The organism is Halomonas sp. C22 (assembly GCF_007655045.1).
Classification (GTDB): Bacteria; Pseudomonadota; Gammaproteobacteria; order Pseudomonadales; family Halomonadaceae; genus Vreelandella; species Vreelandella hamiltonii.
Genome location: NZ_VBVC01000002.1, coordinates 408,573 through 427,299 on the forward strand (window position 1 = coordinate 408,573; position 18,727 = coordinate 427,299).

The 18,727-nt window shown below is 61.1% G+C and carries 15 protein-coding genes; 8 read left to right on the plus strand and 7 right to left on the minus strand.

Annotated elements, in window-relative coordinates:
- Positions 1-49 precede the first annotated feature (49 nt).
- Entirely contained in the window at positions 50-1,039 is a 990-nt protein-coding gene (locus FEU76_RS05155; protein ID WP_039174994.1) for a TRAP transporter substrate-binding protein, read from the minus strand.
- A gap of 17 nt (positions 1,040-1,056) precedes the next feature.
- Positions 1,057-2,046, minus strand: a complete 990-nt coding sequence (locus FEU76_RS05160; protein WP_144980960.1) for a LysR family transcriptional regulator — start codon at positions 2,044-2,046, stop codon at positions 1,057-1,059.
- A 412-nt stretch (positions 2,047-2,458) separates the two neighbouring features.
- On the opposite strand from FEU76_RS05160, the gene FEU76_RS05165 reads away from it, so the two are divergent.
- From FEU76_RS05165 to FEU76_RS05175, 3 genes are read left to right on the plus strand one after another with little or no spacing between them, the layout of a single operon-like run.
- Positions 2,459-3,211, plus strand: coding sequence for a 5-oxoprolinase subunit PxpA (locus FEU76_RS05165; protein WP_144980963.1), 753 nt, complete (start codon positions 2,459-2,461; stop codon positions 3,209-3,211).
- Positions 3,208-3,912 carry a 5-oxoprolinase subunit PxpB gene (gene pxpB, locus FEU76_RS05170; RefSeq protein WP_039174987.1) on the plus strand — a complete coding sequence of 235 codons (705 nt, stop codon included), beginning with the start codon at positions 3,208-3,210 and terminating at the stop codon, positions 3,910-3,912. The genes FEU76_RS05165 and pxpB overlap by 4 nt, the downstream gene beginning before the upstream one ends.
- Positions 3,909-4,853: a 5-oxoprolinase subunit C family protein gene (locus FEU76_RS05175; protein WP_144980965.1), complete on the plus strand. Its 945-nt coding sequence runs from the start codon at positions 3,909-3,911 to the stop codon at positions 4,851-4,853. The genes pxpB and FEU76_RS05175 overlap by 4 nt, the downstream gene beginning before the upstream one ends.
- An 18-nt stretch (positions 4,854-4,871) precedes the next feature.
- On the opposite strand, the gene FEU76_RS05180 is transcribed toward FEU76_RS05175, so the two are convergent.
- The 4 genes from FEU76_RS05180 to katG form a co-directional block, all read right to left on the minus strand.
- Positions 4,872-6,893: a PhoX family protein gene (locus FEU76_RS05180; RefSeq protein WP_144980968.1), complete on the minus strand. Its 2,022-nt coding sequence runs from the start codon at positions 6,891-6,893 to the stop codon at positions 4,872-4,874.
- 169 nt (positions 6,894-7,062) lie between these two features.
- A complete protein-coding gene (locus FEU76_RS05185; RefSeq protein WP_144980971.1) occupies positions 7,063-8,370 on the minus strand; it encodes a type II toxin-antitoxin system HipA family toxin in 1,308 nt (435 codons plus the stop codon).
- A 3-nt stretch (positions 8,371-8,373) separates the two neighbouring features.
- Entirely contained in the window at positions 8,374-8,622 is a 249-nt protein-coding gene (locus FEU76_RS05190; protein WP_016915307.1) for a helix-turn-helix domain-containing protein, read from the minus strand.
- Between the two features lie 248 nt (positions 8,623-8,870).
- Entirely contained in the window at positions 8,871-11,024 is a 2,154-nt protein-coding gene (katG, locus tag FEU76_RS05195) for a catalase/peroxidase HPI (protein WP_144980974.1), read from the minus strand.
- A 362-nt stretch (positions 11,025-11,386) separates the two neighbouring features.
- Here katG and FEU76_RS05200 point away from each other — a divergent pair, with 362 nt between their 5' ends.
- The 5 genes from FEU76_RS05200 to FEU76_RS05225 are packed head-to-tail and all read left to right on the plus strand — an operon-like array spanning position 11,387 to position 17,222.
- Complete coding sequence (locus tag FEU76_RS05200; protein WP_144980977.1) at positions 11,387-11,857, plus strand: GspH/FimT family protein; 471 nt, start codon at positions 11,387-11,389, stop codon at positions 11,855-11,857.
- 21 nt (positions 11,858-11,878) lie between these two features.
- Positions 11,879-12,286, plus strand: coding sequence for a type IV pilus modification protein PilV (gene pilV / locus FEU76_RS05205; RefSeq protein ID WP_144980980.1), 408 nt, complete (start codon positions 11,879-11,881; stop codon positions 12,284-12,286).
- A gap of 1 nt (position 12,287) precedes the next feature.
- Positions 12,288-13,331, plus strand: a complete 1,044-nt coding sequence (locus FEU76_RS05210; protein WP_144980983.1) for a PilW family protein — start codon at positions 12,288-12,290, stop codon at positions 13,329-13,331.
- A gap of 1 nt (position 13,332) precedes the next feature.
- Positions 13,333-13,776: a pilus assembly PilX family protein gene (locus FEU76_RS05215; protein WP_144980986.1), complete on the plus strand. Its 444-nt coding sequence runs from the start codon at positions 13,333-13,335 to the stop codon at positions 13,774-13,776.
- Positions 13,773-17,222, plus strand: coding sequence for a pilus assembly protein (locus FEU76_RS05225; RefSeq protein WP_260851356.1), 3,450 nt, complete (start codon positions 13,773-13,775; stop codon positions 17,220-17,222). Before FEU76_RS05215 ends, FEU76_RS05225 begins: the two co-directional genes overlap by 4 nt.
- A 59-nt stretch (positions 17,223-17,281) precedes the next feature.
- On the opposite strand, the gene FEU76_RS05230 is transcribed toward FEU76_RS05225, so the two are convergent.
- Positions 17,282-18,727, minus strand: a complete 1,446-nt coding sequence (locus tag FEU76_RS05230) for an NAD(P)(+) transhydrogenase (Re/Si-specific) subunit beta (protein WP_039174945.1) — start codon at positions 18,725-18,727, stop codon at positions 17,282-17,284.

Genomic DNA, 18,727 nt, shown 5'->3' on the forward strand with positions numbered 1-18,727 from the left:
CAGTGCGCAGAGAAGAAGGGGCGGTCACACCGCCCCACGTGGAGCCAGATTATTCGCCGCGCTGGGCTTGATAGGTTTCCAGCGCTTGTTCGGCTTCATCATCGGCACGGGCCAACCAGTCGGCAAACAGCGCATCGCCTGCTGCCTGCAACGCCGCAGCCACGGCCTCATTGGGCTCGGAAACGCTAATTCCGTTGGCTTCGAGCGCCGCCAGGCTGGCCTCGTTGTTATCGCGGCTCATCTGCCAGCCACGCTCTTCGGCACGGGCTGCCGCTTCCATCAGCGCCTCCTGGGTGGCCTCGTCCAGACGATCAAAGCTGCGCTGGCTGATGAACACGATGTTCTTCGGTAGCCACAGGTTGGCATCGGTATAGTCCGAGACATAGTCCCAGGCGGCCATGGAGTTACCGGTCGAACTGGAGGTAATCATGGCATCCACACGGCCGGTGCTGAACGCCGTGGGGATGTCCGACTCTTCGGTTTCGGTGGGGCTGCCGCCCAGGTTGTTGACGAAGCGCTGGGTGTTGATATTGGGGGCACGCACGCGCAGCCCTTCGAACTGTGCCGGGTCCGTCAGCGGTTTGGCGGTGTAGATTCCTTGAGCGGGCCATGCCACGGCGTAGAGCGGAATCAATCCCTCGTAAGCGAACAGCTCCGTGATCATCGGTTTGGTCGCTTCCCACAGGGCGTAGGCATCGTCGTAACTACCGGCGACGCCTGGCAGGGTGTCGACCTCGAAAATCGGGTCATCGTTGGAGAGTACCGACAGGAACACCTCACCGGCATCGATGGTGCCACGGCGCACTGAAGGCTTGATCTCACCATGCGATACCAGCGAGCCGCCGCTGTGTACCGTGATGGTCAGCTCACCGCCCGTGGCCTCGGCCACGTCTTCGGCGAACTGCTTGGTGTTTTGAGTATGGAAACTGGCATCGCCGTAGGGCGTGGCCATGGTCCACTGGGCAGCTTGCGCCGTGGCAGCGGCGGCAAGACTACAGGCAGTGGCCAGCAACAGCGGAGTCGCAAAACGTGTACGCATGGGAATGATCCTTTTGTTCATATTGATAGGGATGATGCAACGGGGTGGGAAGGAAGCACGCCAGGGGTCACCCAGCGGCCGGTAGAAGCGGTATGACGAATGTCGCTCTGCTTGTCATGGGCATAGCCCCGTGCGCACTCCTGGGCCAGACGGCCCACGCTGCGGCAAAACCGGGAGTGGTTGGCCGTGCGCCAGATGACGTCGTAGTGCATGGCAGGCAGCGGCGCGGGCAGCGCCAGCCGGTACAGCTCGCCCCGCCGCCACTCCTCCAGCACCGTGGCCACCGGCAGGGCACCGATGCCCAGCCCTTCCACGGTGAGCCGCACGATGGTCATCAGCGTACTGACACTATGGATACGCGGCTGACGAACGCCCTGGTCGCTCAAGTAGCGCAGCAGCTCTTCATAAGGGCGCGCCAGCTTGCCAAACGAGATGAACGGCAGGCTACCTGCCCAGGCATCGGGGTGCTCGCCCAGCATCCGCGCATGACGGGGCGACACGAACATGCCCATTTCATAGGGGCTGAGGGTGTCGTACTCGATTTGTTCGGTGGGCAGGTAGCCGTTCATGGCCAGCAGCACATCGAGTTCGTTGGAAAGCAGCCGCTCGTTGAGCGCCGGGGAGTAATCCACGGTCAGCTCGATGATCAGCGCAGGGTAACGCGCCGTGAGCTGCTGCATGAACGTAGGGAACCAGCTGTGGGCAATGGTTTCGATGGTGCCCAGCCTCAGCGGCGCCGAAAACGTTTCGTCGTTGTCGAAGAGTTTGAGGGCTTCTTCGCGCTGGGCCAGCAAGCGCTCTGCATGCAGGTAGAACTCGCGGCCGCGCATGGTGGGCTGAATGGGGCGCGCCGAGCGCTCCAGCAGGATATCGCCAACGCTGTTTTCCAACCGCGAGATACGTTCGGAAACCGACGGCTGAGTGATGTGCAAGCGCAAGGCCGCCTTGCGAAAGGACCCCAGCTTGACCGCCCAGACGAAGGCGTCCAGTTCCTTGAAATCGAGCATGATGCCTAACCAGCCATATCGAGACAGCCACAGAATGCCACGCCGCAAGGCAAGCACAGGGGGCTGTACGGAGAATGTATGTTCAGCATATCCGAGCAATCCCGGATGCGCTGTCGCGGGGCTGGCGACGACCGCATGATGCACTCCTGGGAAATCACTCGTGGGCGGCCATTGTTCTGCGTCGCGATGACGTGTTGCCGAATCCTGCCTGAGCGTTTCTTTTATGTTTTTTTGAGGTGCTTTATTTAGTTGATAATCGTATCGCGCCCTAGCGTCAACCATTTTTCCACTAAATAACAGCATGATAGGAAGGGCCGATATTAAGTATCGCTAAAAACGATTGGCACTTGATATCGCGCCTCCATATATTGATTTGCACAATCAAAAACATAATCCATCTGCTGGAGGTGCTATGGCCATTCCCCTTCTCAACTGCGACATGGGCGAAAGTTTCGGCAACTGGTCGATTGGCTTGGACGCAGACGTCATGCCCTACGTCGACTGCGCCAACATTGCCTGCGGCTACCACGCTTCCGACCCCCATGTGATGCGCAAGACGGTGGCCCTGGCGGTCCAGCACGACGTGAAGATCGGTGCGCACCCGGGCTACCCGGATCTCATGGGGTTTGGCCGCCGCTCCATGGCCTGCACGCCGGATGAAGTGGAAGACATGATGCTCTACCAGATCGGCGCGCTGGCGGGCATTTGCCAGGCAGAAGGCACCGCGCTGAGCTACGTCAAACCCCACGGGGCCATGTACAACGACATGGCCGCCAACCTGGCGCTGCTGGAAGGCGCCATGCGCGCCGTGAAAGCCTTCGATGCCCGCCTGCCGCTGATGGTGATGGCCACCGCTGACCCAGAGCCGCACCGTCAGCTAGCGGAAAAAATGGGCGTCACGCTGTGGTTCGAGACCTTCGCTGACCGCGCGTATGAGGCCAACGGCCATCTAGCCTCTCGTCGCCTGGCAGGGGCCGTGCACCACGACCAGACCACCATCGTCGCCCAGGCGGTTGCCTTGGCCAAGGGAGAAGCCCTCACCGCCCGAAATGGCAGCGCCTTGCAGTTACCCTGCGACACGCTCTGCGTGCATGGCGACAATCCCGAATCCGTGGCTGCCGTGCGCGCCATTCGCGAGGCCTTCACGGCGCTGGAGTCCGCGTGAAACTACGCCTGGAAACCGCCGCCATGGATGCCTTGACGGTGCGCCTGTTCGACGCCATCGATGAACGCAATATGGCCTGGATCATGGCCGCCGACGAGGCGCTACGCCGCGCTTTTGCTCATGCGCTGATCGACCTGATTCCCTCGTACACCACTCTGCTGGTGCACTACGATTGCCAGAAGCTCACCTTTACCCAGGCCACGACGCTGGTACGTAGCGCGCTGCACGATCTCACGCCTGCCGATACTCAGCAGGGGCAGCTGCACGAGATTCCCGTGTGGTACGACGAAAGCGTTGGCCCCGAATTGCCCATGGTGGCAACGCGCGCCGGGCTCAGCGTCGATGCCTTGATCGAGCGCCACTGCAGCCACGATTACTGCGTGTTTGCGCTGGGCTTTGCCCCTGGCTACGGCTTCATGGGTCTGGTGGACGAGGCCATTGCCACGCCACGATTGAAAACGCCTCGCCGCCGCGTCGCGGCGGGCAGCGTCGGCATTGCCGACCGACAAACGGCCATCTACCCGCTGCTTTCCCCGGGCGGCTGGAACATTCTGGGTAGAACCGCCGTGCCGCTGTTCGAACACGCCAAACGCGGCGAACCGCTGCTGCGCCCCGGCGATAAAGTGCGCTTCAAAGCGATCTCAAGAGCCGAGTTCGAAGCGGCTGGCGGCGACACCACCCCGCTGGAGGAGCGCCCATGAGCCAGCCCATGTTGACCGTCAAGCAAGCCGGGCCGCTGGCGATGATTCAGGATGCAGGCCGCTTCGGCGTTGGCCACTTGGGCGTTACCCAGGGCGGTGCCGCCGACTGGATCGCCTTCCGCTGGGCCAACTGGCTGTTGGGCAATCCCCTGCATAGCGCTGCCCTGGAAATCGTCATGGGAGGCAACCTGACCCTGGTGGCCAACCGCGACGTACGCCTCGCCCTGACCGGGGCCGACCTGGCCACCACACTGGACGGCCAGCCCCTTGCCCCCAACGCCAGCTTCCTGATGCAGGCGGGCCAGACGCTGGTTTTTCGTCAGCCAAAACAAGGCCTGCGCGCGTACCTCGCCTTCCCTGGCGGGCTCGATGCACCCGCTGTGCTGGGCAGCCGAGCATGCACCGCCCGAGAGCAGATAGGCGGGCTGCATGAAGATGGCCAGCCGCTCAAGGCGGGCGATACGCTGACCTGGAAAGGCATTTCGGCGTCGGTGCGCACGCTGCCCGCCCACGCTGAGCTGCCAACGGCTGCGATTTCCAGCACGCCGCAAACGGTACGACTCGATATGGTCCTGGGCTCCCAGGCCGCCCACTTTGCCGGGCGCAGCCTGTTCGATGCCTTCAACCAGCCCTGGACGGTCGACCAGCGCGCCGACCGCATGGGCATTCGGCTCACCGGCAAAGCGCTGAACAGCCGCCTGGGCGGCATCGTCTCTGAAGGGATTCCTTTAGGGGCCGTGCAGATCCCCCCCGATGGCCAGCCGATCATTCTGATGAACGACCGCCAAACCATTGGGGGCTACCCGCGTTTGGGCGCCCTCACGCCCATGGCCTGCGCCCGGCTGGCACAGTGCCTGCCGGGTACAGAAGTGCGTTTGCAGCCCATCAGCGCAACCCAGGCGCAGGCGGCGTATCGCCGCCTGCTGGATGCCTGGTCGTGAGGGCGTTGAAAACCGCACTCACGCGCCGATAATGCCGCCATCTTCGCGGGTAATGACCAGCGTGGCGGAACGCGGGATGGCGCTGCCGCCCTCCGGCCAGTGGCTGGTGAAGCGGCCTTCGGCAAAGGCTTCTTCGGTGGTGGTGGCGCCGGGGTGCTGGACGTTGACGAACATGGTGCGCTGGTCTGGAGTGGTCACCACGCCGGTGATTTCCTGGCCCATAGGCCCGGTCAGGAAGCGCTTGATCTCGCCGGTTTCCGGGTTGGCGACCAGCATCTGGTTGTTACCGAAGACTTCGTAGATACCGGTGTTCATTTCGGATTCGCTGATGTCGGTCTGTATCCATACTCGGCGGTCGGCATCGATCCACAGGCCGTCGGGGCTGGCAAATATGTTGTCTTCTACCAGTGCATTGCCCGCCAGGTCGCGGCTATCGTCCTGGTCGCCTGCCAGCACGAACAGGTCCCAGGCAAAGCGCTCGCCTGCGTGAGTGCCCTCTTCCTGCCAGCGGATGATATGGCCAAAGCTGTTGTTGGCGCGCGGGTTGGCGGGGTGCTCGTCGCCCTCTGCGCGGCGCGTATTGTTGGTCAGCGTGAAGTAGACGTCGCCGGTTTGCGGGTCGACGGCGCCCCACTCCGGGCGATCCATCTTGGTGGCTCCCACATGGTCGGCGGCACTGCGCGTATTGACCAGGATATCCGCCAGGTCCGCAAAGCCATTCTCGGGCGTCAGGCCGTTCTGGCCGGGGGCCAGCGCCAACCACTCGCCGCTGCCATCATCGTTGAACTTGGCCACATAAAGCGTGCCTTCATCCAACAGGCTGCCGTCCGCCGTCGCGGCGTCGAAGGGGCGCCGTGAAACGAACTTGTAGATGTACTCGAAACGGGAGTCGTCCCCGGAGTACGCCACCACGGGCTGCCCTTCCACCGCAGGGGCAAAGATGACGCCTTCATGGGCAAAGCGCCCCAGGTGGGTACGCTTGACCGGCACGGAATCGGGGTTCATCGGGTCGATTTCGACCATCCAGCCAAACGCATGGGGTTCGTTACGGAAGTCGTCTGCCGGGCTGGCTCCCCGGCTACTGGCATCGAAGCGGCTGAACTGATCGCTCTGCTGATCGGCACGGTGCCACTGATAACGACCGGTGTCGCGGGTTTCGATCCCGTAGCGCGCCTGGCGACGATCGATGTCGGTATCCGTGTTGGCAAAATAGCCCGCCCAGTTCTCTTCGGCTGCCAGGTAGGTGTTCCAGGGCGTGACCCCGTGGGCACAGTTGTTCAAGGTGCCACGCGTCATCAGGCCTTCCGGGCTGTACTGGGTAACGAGGTGTTCCGTGCCCGCCACCGGGCCCGAGAGCTGCATGGGCGTTTGGGCGGTAATGCGGCGATTCAGGGCATCCTGCACCACTTCCCACTCGCCTTGCTCATTGGCACGAACGCGCACGACACTCACGCCGTGGGCATTCATCTCCTTGATCACCTGATCGGCATCGCGGCTGCCATCTTCATGCTGAGGAAAGGCATCCCGGTCCAGCGCCAGGCCACTGGCCGCCGCATGCAAAAAGCGTGGTTCCACGTATTCATGGTTGAGCACCAGCAGACCGTCGGTGGAGCTGCCGTTCAGCGCAAAGAAGTGCATGCCGTCGTGATGGCTGCCCACCTGATGCGCCTGCTCTTCCCCGGAAGCCGCCAGGCTGAACGCAGGCATGTCACCCGTGATGGGCGTCCCCCAGGGGATGAAGCTTTGCACACGATAGCCCTCAGGCACCACGACGTTATCGGCAGCGCTGATACCTACCGGGTTGAATCCCATGGTGGGTGAACCCGCGCCCGCATTAGCGGCCAGCGCTTGCGTCAACGGCAGTTTGGTCGCCATCAGGCCCGCGATCACCGTTGCCAGCCCCCCTTTGAGGACGCCTCGGCGGCTCAAGCGCCGCTCCAGAATGTCGCCAAAATAGGCATTGCTGGAACGGTTGCTGAGCGGCTCATCCCCTTGAGCCATTACGCTATCGACACTGCCTGCCACGGTTTTCTTCGTCATGATGCATCTCCCTGATGAGCGGCCCACTGCTGGCGTACCCATTTGCTTGCTTATATGAGAAACAGCCAATATGGCTTGCTCAGCAGCATCGGCGCGCAACATGTCATGCTCGTGACAGTTGGGTGAAGGTTTGACGAAGCCTGAATAGCACCTGAACAGGGAGCAGGTGTCATTGGTCTATATCTTTTTCGAGTCTCTTGAGCTGTCGACCCAGTCCTTCCATGATGGGGGCACTCACGGTGTCAGGAAAATCATCCGGCAGCAGCGCCGCTACCCGGCTCATGGCTGCGTCAGCCTGTGCGAGTATGCTCTGTATGATTTCCAGCGTCCGCCGCCGAGAAAACCCCACCTGCTGGGCCGTACTGAGAAAGTGGCGTGGCAAGAAACGTGACCAGTGATAGTGGCGGTTCTTGCCTTTCAGCGACATCGCCATCTTGGCCTTTGCTTCGGGCAGGCTTCCTTTTGCCATGAGGGGATAGGCGGAAATAACGTCATAGAGCGGCGTCATTCGGTAAGCAGTTTGTGGCTCGATGAACACACTGAAATTCTTGGCATGCCCATCGATGGCGGCCAACAGCCAGAACATGATCTGAGCCTTGAAGAAGTTCTCCCGGTCGCTCGTGGCTTGCTGGGAACCCATCAGCAATTCCATGCCTGCCCGGATACCTGGCCCACCGTCGTTCTCATACTTCAGTGCCGGTGCAATGCCCAGTGCCTGGCAAAAGTCTTCCTGCGGGAGACGCATCAACCAGCTGCCGTCGCTCGACCAGCGTCGGTCGAATCGCGCTACCACCAGCACGGTATGCTGTTCGAAGCGCGCCAGCTCGGCGTTAGCAACCGGCACTCCAAAGGCCTCGAGAATCTTCAGGCATAGCCATTCGTTCTCGTTGCTATCGCGAAGGTCGATATTGCTGTGACTGAGAAACCCAATGGGCAGCTTGAAGATGTGGCTGGTGGGCGTGGCAAATGATGGCCGATGCCAGCATTCCCTGTGCCAAAGCAGAGCCATTTTTTCCTGCGCCCCGGCGAGCGAGATTCTGAAGTCTCCATCACGATGCATGCCAAGCGGTAACTCTTGGTAGCCGCTGAGCAAGGTCGCGATATCCGTCTCATCCAGCGGCTCTGCTGTGATCTGTCGAACATTGGGTATGGTGTCTGTCTCGGGATACAGCTGAATAGCGCCGATACAATCACGACCTACGGCGGCGAGAAGGTCAAAGGGGTGTCCGGTCGCCAGCTGAAATTTTGCCTGCATTCTGGCGCGAATCGCCTCGGAGTCGGGCAGCAGGTTATCGAAGAAGTTGTAAACCACCGCGCCACGATAGCTTGCCGAAGATAACGGCATGGATAATGAAATAGCGCGTGCGCCGGGGCGGTCTAGCCATTCAGGCAGATAGCGGAAAGCCATGGCGCCGGAACGGCCGAGGCTGAGTCGGCCTACCTCGATACCGTTGAGTGCTACCGTCAGGTTAGCCACTGGTTACCACTCCTCATCCCACACCTGTTCACTTTGCTTACTCTCTCTCTTTGCCACATGTAACTCTAGTCCGAGGGCAGCCATCAGTTTGAAGAGCGTTTCAACGCGGCTTTTTTCCGGATGATTCTCGAAAGCGGAGACGGTGGCTTGTTTGATGCCGACCTGTTCGGCGGCATCTTTCTGGCTCATGCCATTATGGGAGCGGGCTTCTTTCAAGGCCTTGGCCAGCATATCGGGTGAGGTAATTTTCATGGCTATGTCTCAGGACGATGTCTCAGGACGATTCCTTGGATCTATCCCCTTTAGCGGATAAACCGCATTTTATCCCCTATAAAGGATTTTTCGCAATTATCCGCTGCAGAGGATTTCTTGATATGCCTGTTGGCCGTAGCATGTTCAGAGCACCTCAGAAAGGACTTTGGCACGTAAAGACTCGAGGGCTGCAGATAGCAAAAACCCCGCATCTTGAGATGCGGGGTTTTTGCTGGCACTAATAGTGATTACGCGACGTCAAAGCGATCCGCATTCATCACCTTCGTCCAGGCGGCCACGAAATCCTTGACGAATTTCTCGGCGTTATCGTCCTGGGCATACACTTCGGCGTAGGAGCGCAGCAGCGAGTTGGAGCCAAACACCAGATCCACCCGCGAGGCGGTCCATTTCACGGCACCGGTCTTGCGGTCGCGAATTTCGTAGGCGTTGCTGCCCACCGGCTTCCAGGTGTTGGCCATGTCGGTCAGGTTGACGAAGAAGTCGTTGGTCAACTGGCCTTCACGGTCCGTGAAGACGCCGTGCTTGGTGCCACCGTAGTTGGTGCCCAGCACACGCATGCCACCCAGCAGCACGGTCATTTCCGGGCCTGTCAGGCCCATCAGCTGCGCACGGTCGAGCAACATCTCTTCCGGCTTCACGATGTACTCTTTCTTCTGCCAGTTGCGGAAGCCATCGGCCAGCGGCTCCAGCGGTGCGAAGGAGTCCGCATCGGTCAGCTCGTCAGTGGTGTCGCCACGGCCTTTCAGGAAGGGCACACGGATATCGTAGCCCGCCGCCTTGGCAGCTTGCTCGATACCGACGCTACCCGCCAGCACGATGATATCCGCCACGCTGGCACCGGTGTCGGCTGAAATCTGCTCGTAAACGCTGAGCACTTTGGCCAAACGCTCGGGCTCGTTACCCTGCCAATCCTTTTGCGGTGCCAGACGAATACGCGCGCCGTTGGCGCCACCGCGCATGTCGGAACCACGGTAGGTACGGGCACTGTCCCAAGCCGTCGCGACCATCTCGCCGATGGACAAACCGCTGGCCGCAATCTTCTGCTTGACGACTTCTTCACAGTAGTCGGTGTTGCCTGCGGGCACCGGGTCTTGCCAGATCAGGTCTTCCGCCGGTACTTCCGGGCCGATGTAGCGCGCTTTCGGGCCCAGGTCGCGGTGGGTCAGCTTGAACCAGGCCTTTGCGAAGGTCTGCTTGAAGTACTCCGGGTCCGCCATGAATTTTTCACAGATGGCGCGATACGTCGGGTCCATCTTCATCGCCATGTCCGCATCGGTCATGATCGGGTTATGGCGAATGGAGGGGTCGGTGGCGTCGACCGGCTTGTCTTCTTCTTTGATATCGATCGGCTCCCACTGATGGGCACCGGCGGGGCTCTTTCTCAGCTCCCACTCGTAGCCGAACAGCAGGTCGAAGTAACCCATGTCGAATTTCGTCGGGTGAGTGGTCCACGCCCCTTCGATGCCCGACGTGACCGCCTTGCTGGCTTTACCGTCCATGTGCGGGTTGTTCCAGCCAAAGCCCTGATTTTCGACGTCGGACGCTTCGGGCTCGGCACTCAGCGCACCGGCATCGCCATTACCGTGGGCCTTGCCCACCGTATGGCCACCCGCCGTCAGCGCGGCCGTTTCTTCGTCGTTCATCGCCATGCGAGCAAAGGTTTCGCGCACTTGCCGGGCGGTTTTCAGCGGGTCGGGCTGGCCATTCACGCCTTCCGGGTTCACATAGATAAGCCCCATCTGAACGGCCGCCAGCGGGTTTTCCATGGTCTCGGGCTTGTCGACATCGCCGTAGCGCTCGTCGGAGGGCGCCAGCCACTCTTTCTCGTCGCCCCAATAGATGTCTTTTTCCGGCTCCCAGATGTCCGCACGGCCAAACGAGAAGCCGTAGGAGGGCAGACCCATGGACTCATAGGCCACGGTACCTGCCAGGATCATCAGGTCGGCCCAGCTGATCTTGTTGCCGTACTTTTTCTTGATCGGCCACAGCAGACGACGCGCCTTGTCCAGGCTGACGTTGTCCGGCCAGGAGTTGAGCGGCGCAAAGCGCTGGCTGCCAGTGCCACCGCCCCCACGGCCATCGGCGATACGGTAGGTGCCTGCGGAGTGCCACGCCATACGAATCATCAAGCCACCATAGTGGCCCCAGTCGGCTGGCCACCACTCCTGGCTATCGGTCATCAGCGCATGAACGTCTTTTTTCAATGCGTCGAAGTCGAGCTTGCGCACTTCTTCACGGTAGTTGAAGTCTGCGCCCATCGGGTCTGATTTATGATCTTGCTGATGCAAGATATCCAGGTTCAACCCTTCCGGCCACCAGTCCTTGTTGGAAGTACCAGTCGATGTGTTGCCGCCATGCATGACAGGACATTTACCGCTCATAGCTCTCTCCCTTATTGCTCTATGCCTTGGAATGACCAAGGGAACAAGTACAGTGCATCTGCGCTGAAGGCGATGATTGCTGGCGCCTCGGATGCATTATTGATGTGTCACAGTTTTATAGCACCTTACCGATAGCCACAATTTGCATTTTCTGACCAATTCAATAGCTCTCGACTATTGAATATTTTGGCCTTTACGTCGATACCCCTTATACGAGCGTTGACGAGGATGACCGATACCCACGTTCAGGGTTCGTGCCCGTCCCCCTATTAACGCTATACTTTCATGACGTAAAATCAAACAACGATATGATGAATCTGGTCAGGTGGTACTCGGCCTTTCGACTATCAGAGTAGCACTGCATGCTGACGACAAAACGTCTCTCCACCGGCTTTACCTTGCTGGAATTGCTGGTCGCGCTTGCCCTGTTTGCCACGCTGGCCACCATCGCGGTTCCCAGCTTCGCCAGAATCATCCAGGAGAATCGGGTCATCACGACGACCAACGATTACAAGATAGCGCTGAGCTTTGCGCGCAGCGAGGCCGTACGACGTAATCAGACAGTTCGCCTGCAGCCTACCGCCGGAGGGTGGAGCACGGGTTGGGAAGTGATCGCCAACGGTGAAAGCCTGCGCCGCTGGGAGCCCTCTGCGGCGGACCTGACGATCGAAGATGCGCCAGCGAATTTCAGGTTCAACAGCCTGGGGCGGTTGGTGGGTGCCGACTTTACCTCTCAGAATGTCTCGCTAACGCTGGGTGATATCGGCCGCTGCGTGCGTGTGGAGCCTAGCGGAATCTCCCGGGTGCTGACCCAGCGGCAAGTCTGTGACTAACTCAACGTCGAGTATGACCTGATGCCCAAGGCCCAAAGCGGTATTTCACTGCTGGAATCGTTGATTGCCCTGCTGGTGCTGTCGATCGGCCTGTTGGGTGTACTGGGGCTACAAACCCAATCCCTGGTGCATAACCGCGCCGCTTATTTCGAAACCCAGGCCACCAACATGGCACAAGACATGCTGGACAGAGTGCGTGCCAATCGCGAACAAGCCCCCTCCTACACGCTGGGATTAGGCAGCGCCCCCGGAGGGAGCGGCCTTCCCGGCCGTGACCAGACACAGTGGGTAGAGGACCTGGCCGCAGCACTGCCCGGTGGCGAAGGCGGCATCGAGGTGGCCAATCGTCGCGTCAGTGTCACGGTGCGCTGGGACGATACCTCCGCCCCCGACGACGTTCGGCAAATCCAACTGGTATCGGAGCTCTAGCGTGAGCCATGTCACTCCCCCTCAAACCCAGGCGGGTTTTACGCTGGTCGAGCTGCTGGTGGCCATGGTCATTGGCCTTCTGGTCATGGCGGGGGCGACGCAGCTGTTCATTTCGTCGCAGCAGAGCTTTCGCTTCCAGACGGCCCTGGCCGATATGCAGGACACAGGCCGATTTGCCCTGGATACGCTGTCACGCGAATTGCGCCAAACCGACTACAGCGGCGGCTGCGCCTTGCCGCAAACCACCGTGCACGTACGCAACATTGCCGATGCCAGCAGCGCGCCCCTGCCGCTACAGGCATGGCGGGATATCTCCAACGCCGATTTTGCCGACAGCTTGAATAGCCCGCTGGCCAACCAGGACGTGCTGGCGTTTCGAGGCGGCCTGATTGCCCGCACTGGCTTTGCCGATGACTCCTTGGAGATCGCCAGCGTCGACAGCAATCAACAGATCACCTTGAACGCGCAAACAGGTGCCGTGTTCAATCAACGGCTGGTGCTGCTGCAGGGCCTGTTGAACTGCGATATTTTCTATAACACCTCCAATAATGCTAATGATACTAGCGTACTGCGAAAAGCCAGCACCTCGGGTTGGCAGAGTAACGTAGCGGCCAATACCAGCCTTTGGGGTGCTGCCAGCGGGCTCGGCTATCAGTCAGGGCAAGACGTATCGCTGAGCGCGCTGGGCAGTGCCATCTACTACCTGGGCCTTGACCCGGACAACAATGACACTCCAGCGCTGATGCGGCTGGATATCAGTCAAGCCACGCCACGCAATGAAATCTTGGCCAGCCATGTGGTGGCCATGCGGACAGCGTTTCTGGTGGACGATGACTATCTCGCAGCGGATGACATCGACGATGCCCAATGGCCCGCCGTACGGGCGGTACGCATTACCCTGATCGTGCAAAGCGACCGGCCCAACCTGCGCAATGCCGACACCACCCTGGCCGTAGGCAACTTCCGAGGCGCCAACGCCTTTATCGGCGGTGAAGGGCGACTGTATCAGGCGTTCACCACCACCATCGCCTTGAGGAACCGCTGACATGTCGACGCGAGGCCACCCACAGCAAGGCATGGCGCTGGTGCTCAGCCTGATTTTCCTGGCCATCGTGACGATACTGAGCCTTTCGTCCATGCAAGGGGCCATGACACAGGACCGCATGGCCTCCAGCCAACGCGACCACAGCATTGCCTTTCAGGCAGCCGAGGCTGCCTTGCGAGAAGCCGAGACACGCTTGCAAAACGGCAACGATCCTTCGGCAGCATGGACGACCCATGCAATGAACATGGCTGAACTCAACCGCAACCCACGCTACCGCGTACGCATGCTCGCACCCATCGGCTCACGCTCCAGCAATGAGAGTGGTGAAATCATCGAAATTCTATACCGCGTCGAGGCACAGGGGTTTGGTCGTGGTGAAGACACGAGTGTCTGGCTGGAATCCTTGTTCGTTCGTCAGCAGCAGGTGGAGGTGGCAGTTCCATGACCCAAAGATCCTTTGCTGTATTCATGCTCACCACGGCGCTTACCTTCGGCGCACTGGGGCAGCCTGCCTTTGGTGCGGGTACCTTTCCTCCGCCCACCGACCCAACGCCGACGCCCCCCACCGAGCCCGAACCAACGCCTGAGCCTGAACCTGAACCTGAGCCAACCCCACCACCGGAACCAGAGCCTCCCATTGGTGGCGGTGGCGACGACCCTATCGATGAAAATTTCGATATTCCCAATGACCGGGTCGGTGTTTCTCCGGCACCTTTGAACGTGGTGAGCCGCGTTCCCCCCAACGTTCTGCTGATCCTGGACAACTCGGAAAGTGGCCAGGAGGGCTTGGATGGCCGGGTCGCCGTGGGCAACCAGCCTGGCGATCGTGAAAACCTGGCGGCCTGCCAACCCAATACGTTCAATGCTTCCGCGTGCCCCGCTGGCGCACGCTCGCCGCTGAGCAAGTCGAGCATCATGAAGCGCGTAGGCCGCGACCTGATCGAGCGTTACCGTGGCGACTTGAACCTGGGGCTGATGGCCTACCAGCAAAACCCCGCCTCGCGTACGCGCGACGCAGCCTTTAGTGGCAGCACCGTCGTATGGCGACTCACCGAGCGCGGCCTGGCGGCACGTTACTCCAGCAATGCCAACCCCAGCTGGTACGACCCGAACTTTGACGGGGCATGGAATGCCACGACCAAGCGCTATCGGGCCAGACTGCCTGGCACCAATATCTATGCGTTCTTCAACGTGGGCGTGCCTGGCTACATGTTCGAGGAAAATTTCTCGACCGGCCTACCGCGCAATGATGTGACCGAGTACTGGCGGCGCATCTCCAACCCGACGGCCACGTCCGATCAATTGTCCGAGCGCTACCGTGGCTTGACCACGGGCGGTTCGAACTCGCCCTCCATTGGTGACGGCGTTTCCTACAGCAACCCGGTGAACTCGAATTTCACCCTGCCGCTGGTCGACAGCCTGCGTCAGCGGGGCATCCCCAACTGGGGGGCACACACGGCCTCCATGCAGCTCAACCAGTGGGAGTGGCGGACGACCTCGTCCCCAGGGCTAGGCTACCTGCACGTGCCCATTGGTGGGCTCAATAACGACGGCACGGTAAACGCAGTCCATTGGGAGGCGATCGAGACCAAGCTGGGCACCCAGCGCCACGAGTGGAACGGTAGCGGCAACCCCATGACCGACCCCAGTTGGCCACTGCTGGCAACCGGCCTGACGCCTATCGAAGGCACCATGTACACCGCGCGTGATTACTTCTTGAACAACAGTGGCAGCGGCAGTGCGTTTGGCACCAACCAGGGGCGCCGTGCAGGCATCTCGATTCCCAACCTCAATAATCCCGACGCCCAGCAGTGCTTGATCAATGCCAATATCTGGCTGACCGATGGCTTACCTTCAGTGGACCGCTTTGGCAACTCGCTGGGCAACAACGTCAGTGGCGCATTGGCCAGCGCAGAAGCGGCCATCAAACGGCTTTATGACGACACGGGGGCACAGCTCTCGAACCCTGTGCGCACCTATGTAGTCGGCTTCAACCTGCCGCCGGACATCGCCAACCTCCCCAATGTCTCGGACGACCCGCTGGGCGACCTGGCCCGCGCCGGAGGCACCGAGCGTGCCTACTTTGCCAACGACGAAGCCTCGTTGAATCAGGTGATGCAGCAGGTGCTGGGCAGCATCATCGCCGCGTCTCAATCCAATACCTCGGCGGCAGTCAACAGCGACGAATTCGGCGTGGAAGACGGCAATCTGCTCTATACGGCGGGGTTTAGAAGCGAGGACTGGTCAGGCCGCCTGGCGGCTTTTGCCGTTCAAGCAGATGGCAGCAGGAGCAGCCGCTGGAATGCCGAAACGCAGCTTGCCCAGCAGGCAGGCAACCGCCGTTTGCTGACGACTCGACGGCTGGAAAACGGCAGCCGCGCAGGCGCCCTGCTCAGCGCAGAGACCAGCGGCCTGACCAGCGCCGAGGTGCGCTGGCTGCAGGGCGAAAACGTGCAGGGGTTACGCACTCGGCAGTCGTTGCTGGGCGATATCATCAACGCCAATCCGGTGCTTCTGCAAGGGGCTGGCAGCCGCCCGCCGCTGCTGATGGTGGCCGCCAACGACGGCATGCTGCATGGTTTTCATGCCAACACGGGACAGGAGCTATTCGCGTATCTGCCGTCAGAGTTGACACAAGGGGAAGCGCCGCCCATCCGCTCCCTGACGCGTACCGACTATAACCACCGCTACTTCGTCGACGGCACCCCAGCCGTTCGCGACGTCAACATTTCCGGTGGGCCTTCAGCCGTTGCCGTCGGCACCATGGGTGCAGGTGGCCGTACGGTGTTTGCACTGGATGTGAGCAACCCCGCCAACATGGGAGCCAACAGCGTGCTCTGGGAGTTCCGCCATCCGGAACTGGGTACAGGGGTCAGCCAGCCCACCATCACCCAGCTCACCGACGGCACCTGGGCGGCCATCTTCGGCAATGGCTACAACAGCGTTGGCTATCAGGCCTCGCTGTTTGTGGTCAACCTCACGACCGGGCGCCTCATTGCGCATCTCAAAACCAACACCGGTAGCGAAGCGGCCCCCAACGGTTTGGCAACGCCCACCGTCACGGCCTGGCCCAGCTACAACGGTGCACGCTTTGCTTACGCCGGCGACCTGGCAGGCAATATGTGGCGCTTCCCGCTTACGGCAGGCAGCAGCGTCAATCGGCTTTACCAGGGCAGCGCCAGCCAGCCCATTACCTCTGCCCCAGCGGTGACGCTGAGCAGCGGCTCCCCCGATACGCTGATGGTCATGTTCGGCACCGGCAGCTATTTCCGCTCGGGCGACATTGGCAACAATGCCACGCAGCAGTTTCTGGGCATTCAGGACCGTGTCGGCCGCACGACGACCTATGGCACATCGGACCTGTTGACCCAGCGCATTAGCGGCAATGCGTCGCGAGATGGCTTCAACCTGCGGGCGAGCACCAACCTTGCGCCTTCCAGTAACCAGCGCGGCTGGCGCATCGAACTGCCTCCCGGCGAGCGCGTGATTGCTGCACCCTCGATTTCGAGCAGCCTGCCGCGCCGTGTTCGCTTCTCGACGCTGCTCCCCGATGAATCCGACCCCTGCGGCGGCGGCCGGGAAGGCTTCTTCATGTCCTTGCTGGCCGATACCGGCGGCAGTGGTGGCATGACCACCTTCGACTTCAAAGGCGATGGTCAGCCAGACAGCGACGCCACCATCAACGGCGATGCCATCACAGGCCTTCAGGCAGGTACCGGCGAGCGGCTGGTCGGAGTCAACGATGGCCAGGTAGAGCGCCTGTTCGTGGGTAACCCCGACGATCCCAGCGCATCTCCCAATGGCGATGGTTCCATCACCATCGGCTTCAACGCCGACCACCTGGGCCGTCGCGCCTGGCGGCAGCTCACCGACGAAGAGACCGACGGCTGACCAACCTGCCAACAAATCGGGGAGCCCATGGGCTCCCCGAGTTCATCTTCCAGCGTCACTCATCCTTCGACCAGCGGTAGCAGGGCATTCACGCTATCCCGTGCATCGCCGTAGAACATTCGCGTGTTCTCCTTGAAGAACAGCGGGTTCTCGATGCCCGAGTAGCCGGTGCCTTGGCCACGCTTGCTGACGAACACCTGCTTGGCTTCCCACACCTTGAGTACCGGCATGCCCGCGATGGGGCTATTGGGGTCCTCTTCGGCGGCGGGGTTCACGATGTCGTTGGAGCCGATGACGATGACCACGTCGGTGGTGGCGAAGTCGTCGTTGATTTCGTCCATTTCCAGCACGATATCGTAGGGCACCTTGGCTTCCGCCAGCAGCACGTTCATGTGGCCCGGCAAACGCCCAGCCACCGGATGAATCGCAAAACGCACGGTTTTACCCGCAGCGCGCAGCTTGCGTACCAGGTCGCTGACCGCCGCCTGCGCCTGCGCCACGGCCATACCGTACCCGGGCACGATGATGACACTGTCGGCGTCGTTCAAGGCCGAGGCAACGCCGCTGGCATCGATGGCCACCTGCTCGCCTTCGATCTCGGCGGCAGGCCCCTGAGTGCCCCCAAAGCCCCCCAGAATCACGCTGATGAAGTTGCGGTTCATCGCCTTGCACATGATGTAGGAGAGAATGGCCCCGGAGGAGCCCACCAGGGCCCCGGTCACGATCAACAGGTCATTGGAGAGGGTGAAGCCCACTGCCGCCGCCGCCCAGCCGGAGTAGCTGTTGAGCATCGACACCACCACGGGCATGTCCGCCCCGCCGATGCCCATGATCAGATGGTAGCCAATGAAGAACGCCAGTGCCGCCAGCAGGAGCAGTGTCCAGAAGCCCGCGCCATTGAGGTACAGGATCGCCAGCAAGAGCGACAGCGCCGCCGCCCCGGCATTGAGCCTATGCCCACCGGGCAGTTGGCGAGGTTTGCCATCCACCTTGCCAGCCAGTTTGCCAAAGGCCACCACGGAGCCGGTAAAGGTCACCGCGCCGATGAAGATGGCGAACACGACCTCGATCTGTAGAAAGGTCAGCTCGTCCGGTGCCTTGGTGGCCACCAGCGCAGCAAACGCAGAAAACTCCTGCATCACGCCATCGGCAGCCCGCGCGGCCATCACCCGGCGACGCTCCAGGTCGGCACTCCAGGCCACGAACACCGCCGCCAACCCGACAAAGCTGTGCAGCGCCGCGACCAGCTGAGGCATTTCGGTCATCTCGACCTTGCCCGCCACGTAAATCCCTATCCCGGCGCCGATCACCATCATCGGGATCAGCCACCCATAGCCGCCAATACCGGGGCCGAAGGCGGTGAACAGCACCGCCACTGCCATCCCGACGATGCCGTACCATACGGCACGTTTGGCCTTTTCCTGGTTGCTCAGCCCACCCAACGAAAGAATGAACAGCACGCTGGCCGCAATGGCCGCGGCAGATACGAACCCTTGTCCTAGCAT